Here is a 15513-nt window from a genome sequence, read left to right on the forward strand (position 1 = left end):
AATATAAGGAGGAAGTATTATGCAGAATACAAAAATTATAGTCGTAGATGACGAGTTGGAAATCGCCGAGCTTATAAAAGATTACCTTGAAGAGGAACAATATGATGTAATCATCAGCACCGATGGAAAAGAGTGCATAAAGCTTTTTAGAGAGTACCAGCCACAACTTATTGTTCTGGATATTATGCTTCCGGGTTTAGATGGCATGGAAGTATGCAGAACCATACGGGCTGAATCATCCATCCCTATTATCATGCTTAGTGCAAAGAAAACAGAGGTTGACAAAATTTTAGGTTTGGGTTTGGGTGCCGATGATTATGTGGTTAAGCCTTTCAGTCCGGGAGAGGTTGTAGCAAGGGTGAAAGCTCAATTAAGAAGATATAATCAACTTTCTGTACCTGCCGACAAGAGCGATGTCATGTCATTTCAAAATTTAAAATTAAACTTGAAAGCCTATTCTGTAGAATTGAACGATAAATATGTGGATTTTACCACGAAGGAATTTGAAGTCTTACGGTTCTTGGCGTTACATGCTAACCAAGTTTTAACCCGCCAGCAAATCTATGAAAATGTTTGGGGCATCAACGAGTATGGAGATTTAAACACGGTAACAATCCATATTAAGAAAATCAGGGAAAAAATAGAAGATGATATTTCATCGCCTCAATTTATTAAAACCGTTTGGGGGGTTGGCTATAAATTTGGAGGCAGCGGAAAATGAGAATTGGAATTTGGAAAAAGCTGATTATATCCTTCTTCTCCTTGTTGATTCTCCCTATGTCTGCAGTACTGGTTACTGGATTTAATACGCAAAACACTCCTGCCGTTTTGACTGTTGTCCAAATCATATTGGCTCTATTAATTCCATTTTGCATTTGCGCTCTTATTTTAGGCTGGATTATATCTTCAAGCATTTTAAAACCGCTACAAGAATTAAATTTAGCGACAAAAAAAATAATGGATGGAAATTTTGAGTTTGTATTTAATTATAAAAAAAAAGATGAAATGGGCGATTTATGTGTTGCTTTTGATTTGATGAGAAAACAATTAAAAATGTCGCTGGAAAAACAGGCAGTTCTTGAATATTCTCGCAAAGAACTGATTGCCAGTATTTCACATGACTTGCGTACTCCCATGTCCTCCATTAAAGGTTATGTGGAAGGTTTACAGGATGGTATCATACATGACAAGGAGAAATTCAACAGGTATATCACTGTCATAAAGAACAAAACAGAAAGCCTTGATAATTTGATAGAAAGCCTTTTCCAATATTCTCAACTGGACATAAATGACCAAAAAGAGGAGTTCTGTGTCCGCGATTCCAAAGTGTTGCTTGAAACCGTGATAAATCCCATTGAAATTGAATTTGCCGATCAGTCGGTATATCTAAATGTTATAAAGCCATTTCCTTCGGTACAACTTTTTGCCAATGAAAATGGTATTGCACAGGTTCTTGATAACTTAATCAGCAATGCAAAAAGGTATGTAGATAAAAATGGAACGATAACCATTGAGGCAAATGTTGACGGTGATTACTTAAAGATTTCCGTAACAGATAATGGTGCAGGCATATCTCAAGAGGATTTGTCACATGTATTTGAACATTTTTACCGTTCTGAAAAATCTCGCTCAAGAAATTATGGCGGCGCAGGGCTTGGTCTAGCCATTTGTAAAAAAGTAGTCGAAAATCAAGGCGGTAAGATATGGGCTGAAAGTATGCCCGATGTTAGAACAACGTTTTGTTTTACAATTCCACTTGCCCTGCAGCGTTACACCTGAAGAAGCATCCTGATTCAATCCCTGACTGGACAAGACGCAGCTTTTATATAACCGTTAAAGCTGCGCCTTGAAAATCGGGCTATCTTATGCCTGCCTCCGCCAGTTTCTCATCCAGTTTCGCCTTCTGGCGCAAATGGTGCCTGCTGTGCATACCAACCATCTCAAACCAATCACGCGCGTTAAGCCAGCCAAACCAGCCATGGCGAACCTTGCAAGCCGGATTCGCCTCATCTACGCAACCCGCCCAGTAGGCCAACTTCTCTAGCACCTGTTCCAGGCCAGCTATGATTTCATCCTTGCTCTCGGGGTTGCTTGTCGCGTTGGGCGGTTCCTCAAGTTTCACAGGGATATTCGGCCACTCTTTTTCGGCAAGCGCCTTCCTCCCGTCTTCCGTTTTGCCTTCAGGCTCTTCGTGTGTTGCCTTGGTGCATGTTTCAATATGCCCGATGTACTCTTTTGCCACATCGATCACGTGGATATACATTTGCCCGACCGACCATACGTCTTCATTGCATTTAAATCGCAACTGCTCTATCGAATATCTGTCCAGATTCCGCATGTACTGCTCGATAATAACCGAAGAATCGTTCAACATCCAGATCCCCTCCCGTCATTTCAGCAGCTGCGCAATCTCCAGATTGATGCTTGTATTGCCATAATCGAACACCGCGCAGCTTTCATCTTCATATATGATAGCAAGAAACAAACAATATAGCTTCAGTAAAGACTAGGGGACTCGCTGCGATTAATAGACGGATGCCATTCTGCGGTATTCCCTGGGCGACAGCCCTTCTCTTTGGCGCAACAGTCGGCTGAAGTAATGAAGATCGGCATAGCCCGTCAAACCGGCGATTTCCTCGATTGAAAGAGCGGATTCCCGCAGCAGCCGTTTAGCCTCCCTTAGACGGATCGACTGCACGTATTTATTCGGCGTAAGTCCAAATGCTGCTTTGAATAGCTTCGCCAGATAATCTTCGATCCAATTGGCACGAGTCGCCAGTGCGGCGGCGTTTGAGCAGTCACTGCCGTAATGCTGCTCGATCCATTGGCGTAGTTCTTCCAGCATTCCCTAAATGCGGCGCTTCCGTCGGCCCGGCTGATGGAACCCGCAGCAGTTCGACGAAAAAGGAGCAGCTGCGGCTGGCAAACTGCTCCAAGATGCGAGAAACAAATATTAAGATTTATGAACAACAGTTCCCCTAAAGATATAGGGGGCTGACCATTCTTTAATCTCTCCCTTTAATTCACTAGGTATATGCATGTGCGTTTCTGCTATTTGGGGTTTCAGCCAAGTAACTTCCTCAATCTCCTCTGGAAATAAAATTTTTATTTCCCCATCCACTATCCTTCCTCTAAAAGTAAAGAAAATAACGTGATGTCCACTTTCCTCAAAAAACGCTTCACTCACTGTTAAGATTTATCTAATTCAACGTCTAATCCTGTTTCTTCTTTAACTTCCCGAATAGCAGCCTGTTGTAATGTTTCGCCCTGTTCCACCGCTCCTCCAGGGAGTGTGTAGTATGAAGCTTTATCTCCTTTATTTTTTACCATCAATATATTCTCGCCAACCTCATCGTAGAGAAGTACATATGCAACATCTACTCTTTTCATATAATCCTGACCCCTTTGACGTATTAATTTCCATATAAATATTCGTCTAATGACTTTATTATCCTTCCAAATTGAAGAAGCGGCAAGCGTGAAGTCTGCCTGACATTCAAACGAAACAGTTAACATTCGACGGATTGCTTCTCCAGAAACGCTCGAATGGATGTATCCGTGCACAGTCCGATGGCCCGGCTGTATGCAGCGCGAGCCTCCTCGAATCTCTTCATCTTTTTGAACAAATGGGCGCGCAGCGCCCAATAAGGCTGATAGCTCTTAACCGCTTCTGCCGGTATTTCATTCAACAGCGCCATCCCGGATTCGGTGCCGCGCGCTTCGGCAACAGCTGCCGCGCGGCCGACAATTGCGCCGATCGTTGGAGCGATGCCCACCAGCCCCTCATACAGAAGAGCAATCTCTTCCCATTCCGTACGGTTAGTCCAGGCACGCTGGGCATGTACGGATTGAATCGCCGCTTCAAGCTGGAACCGCCCGATGCGCTTCCCTTGAGCGGCAGTGCGAAGGCAATGCTCCGCTTCCTCGATCATCCCGATCGACCAACGTGAATGATCCTGTTCGGATATTGGCACATAGCCGCCTGCCTCCTCGCGCCGCACATGGCGGCGCGCTTCGCAGTGCAGCATAAGAGCCAGCAATCCGAGCGCTTCCGGTTCCCCCGGCATGAATCTCACAATCAGCCTCCCCATGAAAATCGCTTCTTCGGCCAGTCCCTTCCGGCGCGGATCTATGCCGGCTATATCATCCCAGCCGCTTCCATAGGCTGCATAGATGGCTTCAAGCACGGCATCAAGGCGCTCCGGCCATTCATCCTTACCGGGCAAGTCGAATCTAATACCATCGCTCTTCAGCTTAGCTTTAGCCCGGGTAAGGCGCTGCCCCATCGTAGCAGGTTTAACAACAAAAGCCGAAGCAATGCGGGCCGCGTCAAGGCCAAGCACGGACTGGAGCATAAGCGGCGTGCGCACAGCAGGATCGATTCCGGGATGAGCGCAAATAAACAGCATCTTGATCCGTTCATCCGGGAAAGATGTCTCGGTTCCGGCCCATTGCTGTGCGTCTTCTGCCATTGTGATCAAAGCTTGCTCCGCACCGGTTTGCACGCGGGCATGCCGGGTGCCGTCGATCAGCCGACGCCGGGCAGCGGTGAGCAGCCATGCCTCTGGTTTGTCCGGCACTCCGGTCGCAGGCCATTTTTCCAGCGCGGCCAGAAAGGCGTCGGCAAGCGCATCCTCCGCCGCGGCCAGGTCGCGCCAACGAACAGCCAGAAATGCAACCAGACGGCCGTAGGATTCACGGGCCGTCTGTTCGATTATTTGGTGAGTTTGCATGGCGCTCATTTCGAAATCGGATGCAAGTTGGGGCGGACTTCAACCGAGCTGCCGGGACAACGTGCCGCCCATTCCAATGCGGTGTCCAAATCTGGCACGTCGATGATCATCAAACCGCCGATTTGCTCCTTGGTTTCGGTGATCGGGCCATCCTGAACCAGCAATTCACCACCCCTGAGGCTAAGCGTGGTCGCGGTCTCAGGGGGATGGAGACCTGCACCGCTTACAACAATGCCGGAATCGACAACGCTGTGACATAATGAGCCCAGCTTGCGGCATACGCCTCCTTGTGAACCGGATCGGTTCGTTTGGCGAAATCCTCTGTCGTTTCATACATTAACAATGTGTAATTCATGGTTATTGCTCCTCTCAACGTTCATAGCGGGTTGTTTCACGACGTCTTCACAATAATGACGAGTCAGATGTATGGATTTCTACATCATGTGAAAATATTATTTTTTGACGACGGGTAAAGCAACTCATAGCCATCTCAAAACCCATACTATCCAGGTAATAGCAGCCGCCGGCAACTTGACCAGTAGATTATTTTGACTTTGTTTATTCGCTTTATGCCATAGGCTGGACCACCGACCTTGAGGGTACTTTTTGCCGGATCGCTTCTTACCTTAAAAAAGACGGTGTATTTATTTTCAGTTAGTCTCACCCTATACACTTGTTGCAGAAAATAATAGGCTTGCTTTTAAAAAATGTTATTTCGATGAATCTTGGTATTCGGTATCTCTTGATGAATGTGCGCTAACATTATCGGACCGTAAACTATCAACCTATGTGAATGCGTTGGCAAAAGCGGGATTTGTAATCGAGCAAATGATTGAGCAATCTGATGATGAAATCATGCAATTGCGGGACGATAACAGCGATTTTGCAAAAAAAGCAAAGATGCTTCCGTATATCAACATCAAGCTGCATTCTGTTTATATGCGCGCACCGCAAATAGATATGCGACGATCATTATCCCTAAGCACCACGCTAAAGCGACCCAGATATCATTGCCTACCGGTTGACTTGACAATAGTGCACGGATGGTTTCTACGATAGAGGTCACCGGCTGGTTATCGGCAAAAGCGCGGACGACCTTCGGCATCGAATCGGTCGGCACAAACGCCGAGCTTATAAACGGCAGGAAGATAAGCGGATAGGAAAAGGCGCTTGCACCCTCCACCGATTTGCCGGACAATCCGGCAATCGCCGCGACCCAAGTCAAAGCCAGCGTAAACAGCACGAGTATACCGGTTACGGCGAGCCATGGCAGGACTCCTGCCGACGAGCGAAAGCCCATAATGAGCGCTACGAGGATGATGACGACAAGAGAAATAACGTTGGATACCAGCGAGGTCAGCACGTGCCCCCACAGCACGGCGGAACGCGCAATCGGCATAGAGTGGAACCGCTCAATGATGCCCCGCTGCTTATCCATAAACAGGCGGTAAGCCGTATAGGATATACCGCTTGCAATCGCAATCAGCAGGATACCGGGCAACAGGTAGTTCACATAGTTATCCGTACCGGTTTGAATGGCGCCGCCAAACACATAGACGAACAGCAGCATCATCGCTATCGGCGTGATGCAGACCGTGATGATGGTGTCCATGCTGCGGAAAATATGACGCATGGAACGTCCAAGCATCACGCTCATGTCGCTGAAAAAGTATTTATTCATGGTTACTTACCCTCCTCTTTACCGATGATTGCGAGGAAGATCTCCTCCAATGAAGGTTGTTTTTCCACATACTCCACTTTTGCGGGCGGGAACAGCTTTTTCAGTTCCTCAAGCGTTCCATTGGCAATAATCCTACCCTCATGCAAAATGGAAATTCGATCGGCAAGTTGTTCAGCCTCATCCAAATACTGAGTGGTCAGGAATACCGTTGTGCCACCGTTGGCAAGCTCCTTGACAATCTTCCAAGCCTCAATGCGTGCCTCGGGGTCAAGGCCTGTGGTCGGCTCGTCGAGGAAAATGAGCTGCGGTTTTCCGATCAGGCTCATGGCAATGTCGAGCCTGCGGCGCATACCGCCCGAATAGGTGGACACCTTGCGGTCGGCGGCGTCGTTCAAACCGAAGCGATTCAGTAAATCATCCGCGACGTGACGCGGATTTTTAAGGTGTCGCAGTTTGGCGATCATGATAAGATTTTCCCGCCCGGTCAATATCTCGTCCACGGCGGCAAATTGCCCGGTCAGACTGATCGCATGCCGCACATGGTCGGGTTTTGACGCGACGTCAAATCCGTTTACGGTGGCGGTGCCTCTGTCTGGTTTGAGCAGCGTGGTGAGGATTCTGACAATCGTCGTCTTGCCCGCGCCGTTGGAGCCAAGCAGGGCGAAAATCTCACCTCGCTTCACTTCAAAATCCACGCCCTTTAGGACTTCTGTGTCCTTGAAAGACTTTCGCAGTCCTTTCACTTCAATTGCTTTTTCCATCCCGATATCCCCCTTTTACTTTTTTTTATCCATCACCTTTTTCATGGCCTTGTTACCTTCTTGGTCAACAGATGCTTGATAGATGTCAGCGTAAGTTTTTGAATCTTTGATTAAATCGTCGCAGAAAGCCGCTACGTCACTGCCCGTCACTTCGAGCACGCCTTTCCCCAAGGCCGCGCCCTCTTCAAAAAGATCGATAATCCCCGAGAGCAAACCCGTCCCGTCGGTTAGCTCAACAGGGCCGACCTTAAAGAGATATTTCTGAATCTCTTTATAAACAATTTGATAATCTTGCGGGAGCGCCTTGACACGCGCCATGTGCGCTCGCCACTCTTTTTTGCCTTCGATGATATCTTGTATTCTCATCATTTTACCCTCCTATTTACCTAATTTTTTAGCGATATTATTGTTGAGTTGCTCGCGCCACTTGTCGCGAAAAGACTTTGCCCCTTCTTCGCCGGCCAGCGCTGAACAGAAGCCTTTGATATCGTCACCCAAAACCTCTTGGACACTCTGACCGTCCGCCGCCGTTTCTTCGAGCAGACCAAGCACACCGTCAAGAATTGGCATGAGGTTGCGACCGGAGAAATCGGAGTAGTGCCAAATGTTGGCCCAAACTTCTCCCCATGCCGCTTGATAATCAGCCGGCAGCTTTTTGACTCGCGATTCAAAAGATTTCAATTCTTTAGTCATGTCGCTGCCAGTGATCTTTTCCCAAAAATTCATGATTTTTTCTCCTTTAACTCGTTAATTTTTGATGATACGAACTCCCATTTTTCCCAGAACCTCTGCAGCTCCTCGCGCCCTGCATCGTTGATCGCGAAGAACTTTCGCGGCGGTCCCATGTCGGAGGGCTTCTTGGTGATCTCCACCAGCTTGTTTTTTTCAAGCCGGATCAGGATGGTGTACACCGTTCCCTCCACAACATCTGTAAAGCCGAGGGCGTTCAGCCGCCGCGTAATTTCGTAGCCGTAGGTTTCTTTGCGGCTTATAATTTCAAGGACACAGCCCTCAAGCGCCCCTTTGAGCATTTCCGTTAGATTTTCCAGCACAATCACCCCTTGCTATTCTGTACCACTGGTATGAAGTGATACTCACTACTGCTATAAAGTAACACGCAGTAGTTTATTTGTCAATAGTGTTTGCTCTGATACGGATTTTACATTTTCATTAATCTGCCCGTTAGCCACCCATGCCCTCTCGTGTTTCCTTTCTCAGCAAATAGTTGGAGACCATTCAAGCACAATATTAGACGAATGCGAGGAGAAGTTGTTGCGTTAATCTGCCAGTTACTTCAATAAACGAAAAAGGAGCTGCCGCGCGGCAAGCTCCTCACTAACGTAATCCGTTAGCGCAATGATCTTTGATTTTTTTATGATTCGGTTCACCGTATCTTCTAAAAGGGGAATTTGGGAGGCTCCCTCTCGGTAGCCTTGCTTTCACATCGAACGATGATCTGAACGACTCAAACCAACCGATCTCCGCGCTTCTTCACATAGTTTGCAAACAAGAAACGCCAAGGAATGACGAAGGGATATATCAGGACCAACAAGCAAGCATTTTGTTATTTTCCTGGTCATTCAACGGGAGCGGGTACTAGGGCGTTAAGGTTTTCTTCCTGATGTTTGTCCACCCCATAGAAATGAGCCGTATAATAAACACCGTTTTGCTGCCACACGTAAAACGTTTGAGTTTTGAACTTCAATTGATTGCTATCGGAATGGACAGGCTTCGTATAGATATTATCGTTATCCGCATAGGCGGTAATTCCGATCCCGTTCATCTCCAACTTGCGCAGGAACGACAGCCTTTTCACGTCCACAACAGGTGCCTTGCTTTGATAAAACTCAATACTGTCATTTAGTTCATACAGGGGAGAATTGAAAGGAACTCGATATGAATTCCACAAAACATCCGTGTCCGGTCTAAAAGGGAACTTGGTGTTCTGATCGTCAGCCTGCATCAGAGATGAATCGGAAAGTTTAAGACCATAGTCTGAGACATCAACCGGAATCTTCACTGGAAAGCCAAGAATACGCTTCGCTTCCTGCAGGTCCGTCTCGTCATATAAAGCGAATGAATTGCCCTCACCTTTATAGTTGACATGCTGAACTTGGCCCGGCGAAACAAAGGATTGCACGACTTTCGCCAGTTCATCCTGGGAAAGATCATTGCTATAGAAATTGATCGCATACATGACACCGTTATCCTGCCATACAAAGCTTTTGGCCGTTTCAGGTTTTTGCTTGGACCAGATCTTGGTAGTGGTGTACATAACACCATTGATATTGCCGATTGTCATGTCTTCTTGCCTGTCGGAAGGCGCGCGGTCCAGCGCTTGGGCATACGGGGCACCCCACAACAAATTATGCTCCAGCAGCGTGCCGTTTCCTTTGGCAGCATCCATCTCGAAATAGTGTTCGTCTTTCTGGCCAAAGTTGGATACGAAAGTGATGGAGACTGAATTAATCAAGTCCGCTTTATGTGCTTTCGCGAAACTCTCGCCCAAATTTATATTTTCCAATTGATACCGTTCAGGCATATAATCAGGTACTTTAAATTCAAACTTTGAAAAAGTGATGGCCCGGTTCAGGTTATTAAACCATTTGTACGAGGGAATCAGTCTGTTTACCTCAAATTGGGCAACCGGATTCTCTTCCTCCGGACTCTCTGCCCGGGAGGAGGCGTTTGATTCGACTTTAGCGTTGGTGAGCAAAACTGCGCCCAAGAGGAGGATCAACACAACAGCCATGGCAGACAGCTTGTATGAACCTTGTTTGAACTTCGTGATCATGGCAACTCTCCGTTTCGTTTCATTCTTGTTGTTGAAATAATAGGAAAGATGAACCCGCGGCGAAGAGCTTCGGGAAAATAAATGCGACAGCATAAGAAGTGTCATGCCGTAGGAAGAAGATCCCCGCTCGCCCAGCAACTCAAGCACAGCCGCATCGCAGGCTATTTCCCGATCGGAGGCCATTTTGCCCCGGGCCAGCCACACGAAAGGATTAAACCAATGCAGCCATACCGCTAACGTCCACAAGGAATTGAACCCTAAATCCTTGCGTTTATAATGGGCCAGTTCGTGTAAAAGAACATGCGCCAGCTGCCGGGAATCGGCGATTACAGCAAAATCCTCCGGCAAATAAATTCTCGGCTTTCTCACTCCGTAGATGCAAGGGCTGTGAAAACCGCTTATCTCATACACCGGAATGATTTGTTTGATTCCGAGTTGTTCACTGCACGCTTTAAGAACGGAAAGCACCTCTTCGTCGTCGATCGGACGGGAGTGCTTGAGTTGTTTTCTGAATCTGAGCGTCACAATCAAATAATACATCCCAAGTACGGTCAAACCTCCAAGCCATATCCATAAACCGACTTTAAGTATATTGGACCACAACTGTTTTTTCTCAACGGTAGAAGGAAGAGAAGTTGCCCCTGCTGAAACAGGTTCTTCAGGCTGCTTTGTCGATAAATTGGAAGGCAGGTTTTCTTCTGTTCGTTGCGGCAAAGACGCCTTCGTTTCGTTACCGGATGCCAAAGCAGCAGGAGAGGAAGACCCGTCATTCCCGCTCTGATTTACGGATTCGGAATGGTCGGCCGGATGGCTTTGAACGGTTGTCCATTTGTCGGCTGTAGCTTGCGGCACCAGATTAAACAAACTGATGGAACTCGACGGACCGACAGGAATAAGAAGCCTAATTAATACAAGGAACCATAAGATGTAAATGAATCTGGGTTTCAGCCGCACAAGGAACAGCTTCCGAATGCCGAGCAGCAGCAAGACGATTACCGACGATGCCAACGATGCGTGCAAGATAACGGAGAACATCGTTTTCATGACGATCATGATTTCTTCTTCTCTTCCAGCAGCTGTTGAAGCTCTTCGATATCTTTCTCCGAAAGAGTCTCTTCCTCAAGAAATTTCGCAAAAAGCATGCCTACGGCACCGTTATAAACTCTGTCCAGAAAGGATCGGTTCTCGGTTTTTAAGTAATCTTCATATGAAACCAACGGATAATAGAGATAATTCCTGCCGGACTTTTCGAAACGGATCGCATCCTTCTTGTGCAAGCGGTTCAGAAAGGTTTTGATTGTCTGATCCGACCATTGCATCTGCTCCGTCAGCTTGAGAATGATCTCATTAGCGGATAAAGGCTCTTTCTGCCAAAGAAGCTTCATGACTTCAAGTTCGGCATCGGTAATGTGAGGGGGATTATTCATAGTCTTAACCTCTTTTCAATCCCAAGCTTTTCGTTTACACCTGTAAACGATATTTAAAATTTACACATATAAAAGAATATTGTCAACCGGAGAGATATGGATAACCCGAAATTGTAGCAAAAGACATATTCTATTTCGGGTACATTACCTTGCATATTCCCAATAAAGGACAGCCGGGTTCCCCGCAAATGATCTTTAACTAACCGTTACTGCAATGAAAAAGCAGCTGATCGATGTAACCAGCTGCTGATCATCCTTCTATCTGCCAGAAAGCAAGCTCCTCCACTATCGTACCCTTAACGGAAAAATGAATGTGCATAATTCCGTAGCTTAAGATCTGTCAGCGAACGAAAGTCCCTTAGCGGCGAGTTCTTGACGGATAATATCTAACGCTTTTGGTCCCATACCATGCAACTTCAGAACCTCGGCTTCGCTGATCATCGTGAACTGTTCAAGCCGAAAGTATCCAGCTCCGGCGAGTGCTCGTTGTGCTGGTTTGCCTATCCCGGTCGGAAGGTCGTTTTCAGGTTTTGGTTCATTGATATTTGTCAACGCTATTTCTCCCTTCTCCTTAAGTAGTGATTTCCGATCTTGAATTGATGATTGTAAGTTTCTCTCTATCATAGCAGGTAATATATGTCATGAGTTCTTATCGACTGCTCCTTTTTGAAATAACGCGTTTGGGAAGGTTTTTTGAGCTGCCGTGGCAGCTCCTTCGTAAAGCTATCTATCGTGCTTCGTTAGCTGAATGCTTATTTCGAATTTGGAATTGAATATCTTGATTTGAAACATGAATAAACTTTACCAACAATGCGATTTTGTTTTCAGCATTGATGCGTTCCCAGTAAAAGTCTGCTATATCATTAATTGAATCGAATAGTGGTACTTCGAAAGGGTCGCCTTCAAATGGTTTTAGTACAGCATTCTGCTCTGAGTTGTACGTGTGAATGCAGTGACCAATGCCACTCTTAAATTTACTGTATTGATAACTATTGCGTAAGCAAACTGAAGGGTCGTTGTCGTGTGTTTTTAAAATCGACAAACTATACTGTTTAAGTTCTGTGTTTATCACGGCTGAAATTCTCGGTGTAAAGTGCGGAGCATCTGGTTCAAACTCTCGAAGCATTAACGATTGTTCAAAGGACCGGTTATGCTGCAACCCATCATAGATAGTATCAGTTTGATCACCATTCGAGACAATGTGCATGTTCACCCTATGTCGGATAGGATAATAAATAATAAGTGATGGATCTTCCATTTTGGCAGGATCAAATACTTTGTTCTTTACGCCCCATCCGTCCAGTTCAAAGACGCGGTTGCGGCTATTCACGCTTCTCCCCATAATCCAATAAACCTGTACATAATGCGACCTAGAAGGAGTCATTCCTACGATAAGCGTTCTTCCGGGATATGGGTTTTCAAACAAATCGTGTTGAACTGTTTTCATTGCTCTTGCTCCTCTCGAGTAAACATAAAGAGGTAAGGGGAAATTCCCCTTACCTCTGCCCAGGCGTACGGCCATAACCTATATGCTTCCTCATGGATCCCCATGCTTCGCCAGTCACATATAAGTTCTAAATTACTTCCAATAATAGAAATTACTGCTAGTAAAATCAATTATGACAATGGCTTAACTAGCACCAACGGAACTACGCTCTACTGTCCGTTAGCGTAGTAATAGCTACAGCCTATAAAAAAGTCGACAGCCTACTGTGTTGTTATTAAGCTCTCGTACCCGTTCGTATTATGAGGTCACCAGATCTTTCTGGTGGACCTCATTTTTATGTGGTCGTAAGATAGCGGTAGCCGGTGATCGAACGTTCGTACCCGTGGGACTTGGATCCCGAGAGCTATTCCGTTCATCCCCCTACTTGTTAAACCATGATTAGGCTGGTTGGGACAAAGATCCCGAATAACAAGCGATACTGTGGACGACAAGAAGGTTAGGGTTGCCGGTGAAAATAAGTTAAGGAGTGGTGGAATGAACCCTGTCATTGGATTGGACGTATCAAAAGGAGAAAGTCATGCACATGCTTTTTCAGATCGAGGAACGCCTTACGGAAAGACCTTTCGATTTGAGCACAATCTGGAGGGATTAGCCTCCTTCCTTCGTTATGGGTTTTACGATATAAAGTAATTCTGCGTAGTAATTAGGGTATCCTGCCCGTTCGTAACGACAGTTTCAACACATACCTTATATCTTATGTATCGAAAAAACCAGCCCCCTTAAAGGACTGGTTCACTGCAGCTAGCTATCGTCTCCGGTTTGGGCGTTTCCGTACCTCTGAAACGGTTGTCCACATTGGCCTGTTAGATTGATTAACGAATAAATTCAATTTCCGGGTGCTCCGGTGAAGGACCTTGGAGTAAATCGCCGGACATGTATCGCAAGTGTCGGTCGAAGAAAGCTATGACATAATCGCGTTGGACTGCAATTGCCTGCGCCGGATCGATGGTACCGATCGACTCTTGGATCACCGTATCGGGTAAGCCCAGCTTTTCTTTCAATTGTGGCAAAATCGCCGGGTAATCAGTAAACGTAAAATGCATGCCTTGAGGCGCGTTCAGATCAAGCTTCCAGCCGGCTGAATGCTCCCACAACGACTTCCAGTCCGGCCTCGTCAAGTGGGAATCGGGTCCTTCCTCCTTGTAATACCCTGAGCCCAACAACATGAAGGGCCGATCCAGACCTTCCGTCGCGACCGGAAGCAGAGAATCCGGCAAATAGCCTAACGTGCCGTCCATGAGTATGCCGGCATCGATGCGACTGTCATCGTGCATCGTTTGCAAGGCGGCGGCACCTCCGGCCGAATGACCGAATATGCCGATATGCGCAAGATCCATCGCTTCGCCAAGCCCATAAGGTAGCCGGCGCTGATCGGCGTCGGGATTTCCACCGGTAGAGAGTACAGCAAGCTGGTCAAGGACGAATCGAATGTCCAGCTCGCGTACGGCAAGCGACCCTATCACTGATTCCTTGCTCAGCTTTGGCAATGCCTGGATTTCGACCCTCCCGTCAGGAAATTCAACTTCGGACGCATCGTACGTATGATCAATAGTAACTACGACATAACCATGGCTGGCCAATTCCTCTGCTGCAATCGTGCCGGCCGTCCGCGGTACGCCGCTTCCTGGCGAGTACAGTACGACGGGATAGCCGCCACGGGCATTCGCGACCGGGGCAGCTATCCGACCGTGCGTCGTAATTCGCGACCAATTGATTGTCCCGGGCTTTATGCCGACGGAGGCAAGAGTCGTCTGCTCGTAGTGGGCGGCCGCTCCGGGCTGCATGTATGGGGCGAGCCGTCCGGGCTTCTGCTTGGCTGGATACCAGATGCTGATCATGAGTTCGCGCTTTTTGTCTTCCACCCACGGATCAGGCCGGCCCCGGTCAATCAGATGCAGCTCCGTCGTGCCGATCGAGTAAGGCCCGGTTGGCGCAGGCAAGCTGAACGTGACCGATGCGTTCGTGTCTTGAATCGGGACGGAAACTGACGATTCAGCATGCAAGGTCGGAACGGCTTCGGTCATTCCGCCAATCAGGAGTGCGCCTATGCTTAGATGGAGCAGAAGCTTCCGGCCCATCGCCGCACTGATTAGAATGATTTTCCATTTGGTTTTCATGCTTTTGGAACCTCCATTCGCCTATTGAGGATGACTCAATGTCCTCTTTTCTCATTCTACACGAGGCTATACTAATTCTGACTTACAATGCGGTTCCCCAAACTTACGTTTTTGTAACGATGATGGTCGCGGGACAGGTTCCCGCATTGATGTTCATTCCATAACCAAAATGAACAGAGAACTTCTGTAGCTACCGGCACTCATTGAGAAGTCTTCTCAGCTACGGAAATTGATATAGGTTCTTTGTAGTCCGGCGCTTGTATTGAAAAAGTCGCCCTCCTGTCTAGGGGACTTTTTTAGTTCTCCTTATACCAGTCTAGTAGATGCTTTTCCGGGTTGGAATGGAAAATAGGGAGGACCATAATGGTCCCCCCTTATTGAGCTCCCTCGGTACGATTAAGTTTTCTCACGAATGCTCGCTTATTCGCAGGATTTCTCCCTTGTTAGACATGTATGAAGGACGCTCGGGTGACCACTTCATAGACCTGGACAA

The 15513-nt window shown here is 47.0% G+C and carries 17 protein-coding genes, 3 pseudogenes and 1 riboswitch; of the genes and pseudogenes, 4 read left to right on the top strand and 16 right to left on the bottom strand.

Annotated elements, in window-relative coordinates; genetic code table 11:
- The first annotated feature begins 19 nt into the window (after positions 1-19).
- Both AC0YNV_RS39005 and AC0YNV_RS39010 read left to right on the top strand, forming a co-directional pair.
- Positions 20-721 carry a response regulator transcription factor gene (locus tag AC0YNV_RS39005; RefSeq protein ID WP_475772840.1) on the top strand — a complete coding sequence of 234 codons (702 nt, stop codon included), beginning with the start codon at positions 20-22 and terminating at the stop codon, positions 719-721.
- Positions 718-1779 (top strand): sensor histidine kinase, encoded by a 1062-nt coding sequence (locus AC0YNV_RS39010; protein ID WP_475772841.1) that lies wholly within the window; start codon positions 718-720, stop codon positions 1777-1779. The genes AC0YNV_RS39005 and AC0YNV_RS39010 overlap by 4 nt, the downstream gene beginning before the upstream one ends.
- 79 nt (positions 1780-1858) lie before the next feature.
- On the opposite strand, the gene AC0YNV_RS39015 is transcribed toward AC0YNV_RS39010, so the two are convergent.
- The 6 genes and pseudogenes from AC0YNV_RS39015 to AC0YNV_RS39040 form a co-directional block, all read right to left on the bottom strand.
- Entirely contained in the window at positions 1859-2374 is a 516-nt protein-coding gene (locus AC0YNV_RS39015; RefSeq protein ID WP_475772842.1) for a DinB family protein, read from the bottom strand.
- 150 nt (positions 2375-2524) lie between these two features.
- Positions 2525-2845 (bottom strand): helix-turn-helix domain-containing protein, encoded by a 321-nt coding sequence (locus tag AC0YNV_RS39020; RefSeq protein WP_475772843.1) that lies wholly within the window; start codon positions 2843-2845, stop codon positions 2525-2527.
- Between the two features lie 108 nt (positions 2846-2953).
- Positions 2954-3390, bottom strand: a pseudogene (locus AC0YNV_RS39025) (NUDIX hydrolase).
- 119 nt (positions 3391-3509) lie between these two features.
- Positions 3510-4742 (bottom strand): RNA polymerase sigma factor, encoded by a 1233-nt coding sequence (locus AC0YNV_RS39030; RefSeq protein WP_475772844.1) that lies wholly within the window; start codon positions 4740-4742, stop codon positions 3510-3512.
- Positions 4739-4897, bottom strand: a complete 159-nt coding sequence (locus tag AC0YNV_RS39035; RefSeq protein WP_475772845.1) for a YciI family protein — start codon at positions 4895-4897, stop codon at positions 4739-4741. Before AC0YNV_RS39035 ends, AC0YNV_RS39030 begins: the two co-directional genes overlap by 4 nt.
- Before the next feature lie 59 nt (positions 4898-4956).
- The gene (locus AC0YNV_RS39040; protein WP_475772846.1) at positions 4957-5088 is read right to left on the bottom strand and encodes a hypothetical protein; all 132 of its coding nucleotides are present in this window, start codon (positions 5086-5088) and stop codon (positions 4957-4959) included.
- A gap of 180 nt (positions 5089-5268) precedes the next feature.
- Here AC0YNV_RS39040 and AC0YNV_RS39045 point away from each other — a divergent pair.
- A pseudogene (locus tag AC0YNV_RS39045) lies at positions 5269-5642 on the top strand (class I SAM-dependent methyltransferase); the annotation flags it as partial.
- Between the two features lie 10 nt (positions 5643-5652).
- Here the strand turns inward: AC0YNV_RS39045 and AC0YNV_RS39050 are convergent.
- The 9 genes from AC0YNV_RS39050 to AC0YNV_RS39090 all read right to left on the bottom strand — a co-directional run bounded on the left by AC0YNV_RS39050 (position 5653) and on the right by AC0YNV_RS39090 (position 12843).
- Positions 5653-6414 (bottom strand): ABC transporter permease, encoded by a 762-nt coding sequence (locus tag AC0YNV_RS39050; RefSeq protein WP_475772847.1) that lies wholly within the window; start codon positions 6412-6414, stop codon positions 5653-5655.
- 2 nt (positions 6415-6416) lie between these two features.
- Positions 6417-7175 (bottom strand): ABC transporter ATP-binding protein, encoded by a 759-nt coding sequence (locus tag AC0YNV_RS39055; protein ID WP_475772848.1) that lies wholly within the window; start codon positions 7173-7175, stop codon positions 6417-6419.
- 15 nt (positions 7176-7190) lie between these two features.
- Complete coding sequence (locus AC0YNV_RS39060) at positions 7191-7541, bottom strand: DUF1048 domain-containing protein (RefSeq protein ID WP_475772856.1); 351 nt, start codon at positions 7539-7541, stop codon at positions 7191-7193.
- 12 nt (positions 7542-7553) lie between these two features.
- Complete coding sequence (locus tag AC0YNV_RS39065) at positions 7554-7901, bottom strand: DUF1048 domain-containing protein (RefSeq protein ID WP_475772849.1); 348 nt, start codon at positions 7899-7901, stop codon at positions 7554-7556.
- Positions 7898-8206, bottom strand: coding sequence for a PadR family transcriptional regulator (locus AC0YNV_RS39070; RefSeq protein ID WP_475772857.1), 309 nt, complete (start codon positions 8204-8206; stop codon positions 7898-7900). The genes AC0YNV_RS39065 and AC0YNV_RS39070 overlap by 4 nt, the downstream gene beginning before the upstream one ends.
- 545 nt (positions 8207-8751) lie before the next feature.
- Positions 8752-11022, bottom strand: coding sequence for a M56 family metallopeptidase (locus AC0YNV_RS39075; protein ID WP_475772850.1), 2271 nt, complete (start codon positions 11020-11022; stop codon positions 8752-8754).
- A complete protein-coding gene (locus AC0YNV_RS39080) occupies positions 11019-11396 on the bottom strand; it encodes a BlaI/MecI/CopY family transcriptional regulator (RefSeq protein ID WP_475772851.1) in 378 nt (125 codons plus the stop codon). The genes AC0YNV_RS39075 and AC0YNV_RS39080 overlap by 4 nt, the downstream gene beginning before the upstream one ends.
- A gap of 330 nt (positions 11397-11726) precedes the next feature.
- Positions 11727-11948 (bottom strand): helix-hairpin-helix domain-containing protein, encoded by a 222-nt coding sequence (locus AC0YNV_RS39085; RefSeq protein ID WP_475772852.1) that lies wholly within the window; start codon positions 11946-11948, stop codon positions 11727-11729.
- A gap of 175 nt (positions 11949-12123) precedes the next feature.
- Positions 12124-12843 carry an IMP cyclohydrolase gene (locus AC0YNV_RS39090; protein WP_475772853.1) on the bottom strand — a complete coding sequence of 240 codons (720 nt, stop codon included), beginning with the start codon at positions 12841-12843 and terminating at the stop codon, positions 12124-12126.
- 50 nt (positions 12844-12893) lie between these two features.
- Positions 12894-12971, bottom strand: a riboswitch (ZMP/ZTP riboswitch).
- 406 nt (positions 12972-13377) lie between these two features.
- Here AC0YNV_RS39090 and AC0YNV_RS39095 point away from each other — a divergent pair.
- Positions 13378-13512, top strand: a pseudogene (locus AC0YNV_RS39095) (IS110 family transposase); the annotation flags it as partial.
- 203 nt (positions 13513-13715) lie between these two features.
- Here the strand turns inward: AC0YNV_RS39095 and AC0YNV_RS39100 are convergent.
- Complete coding sequence (locus AC0YNV_RS39100) at positions 13716-15020, bottom strand: alpha/beta hydrolase family protein (RefSeq protein ID WP_475772854.1); 1305 nt, start codon at positions 15018-15020, stop codon at positions 13716-13718.
- Positions 15021-15513: the final 493 nt, after the last annotated feature.

The organism is Paenibacillus sp. JT31N11 (assembly GCF_056269285.1).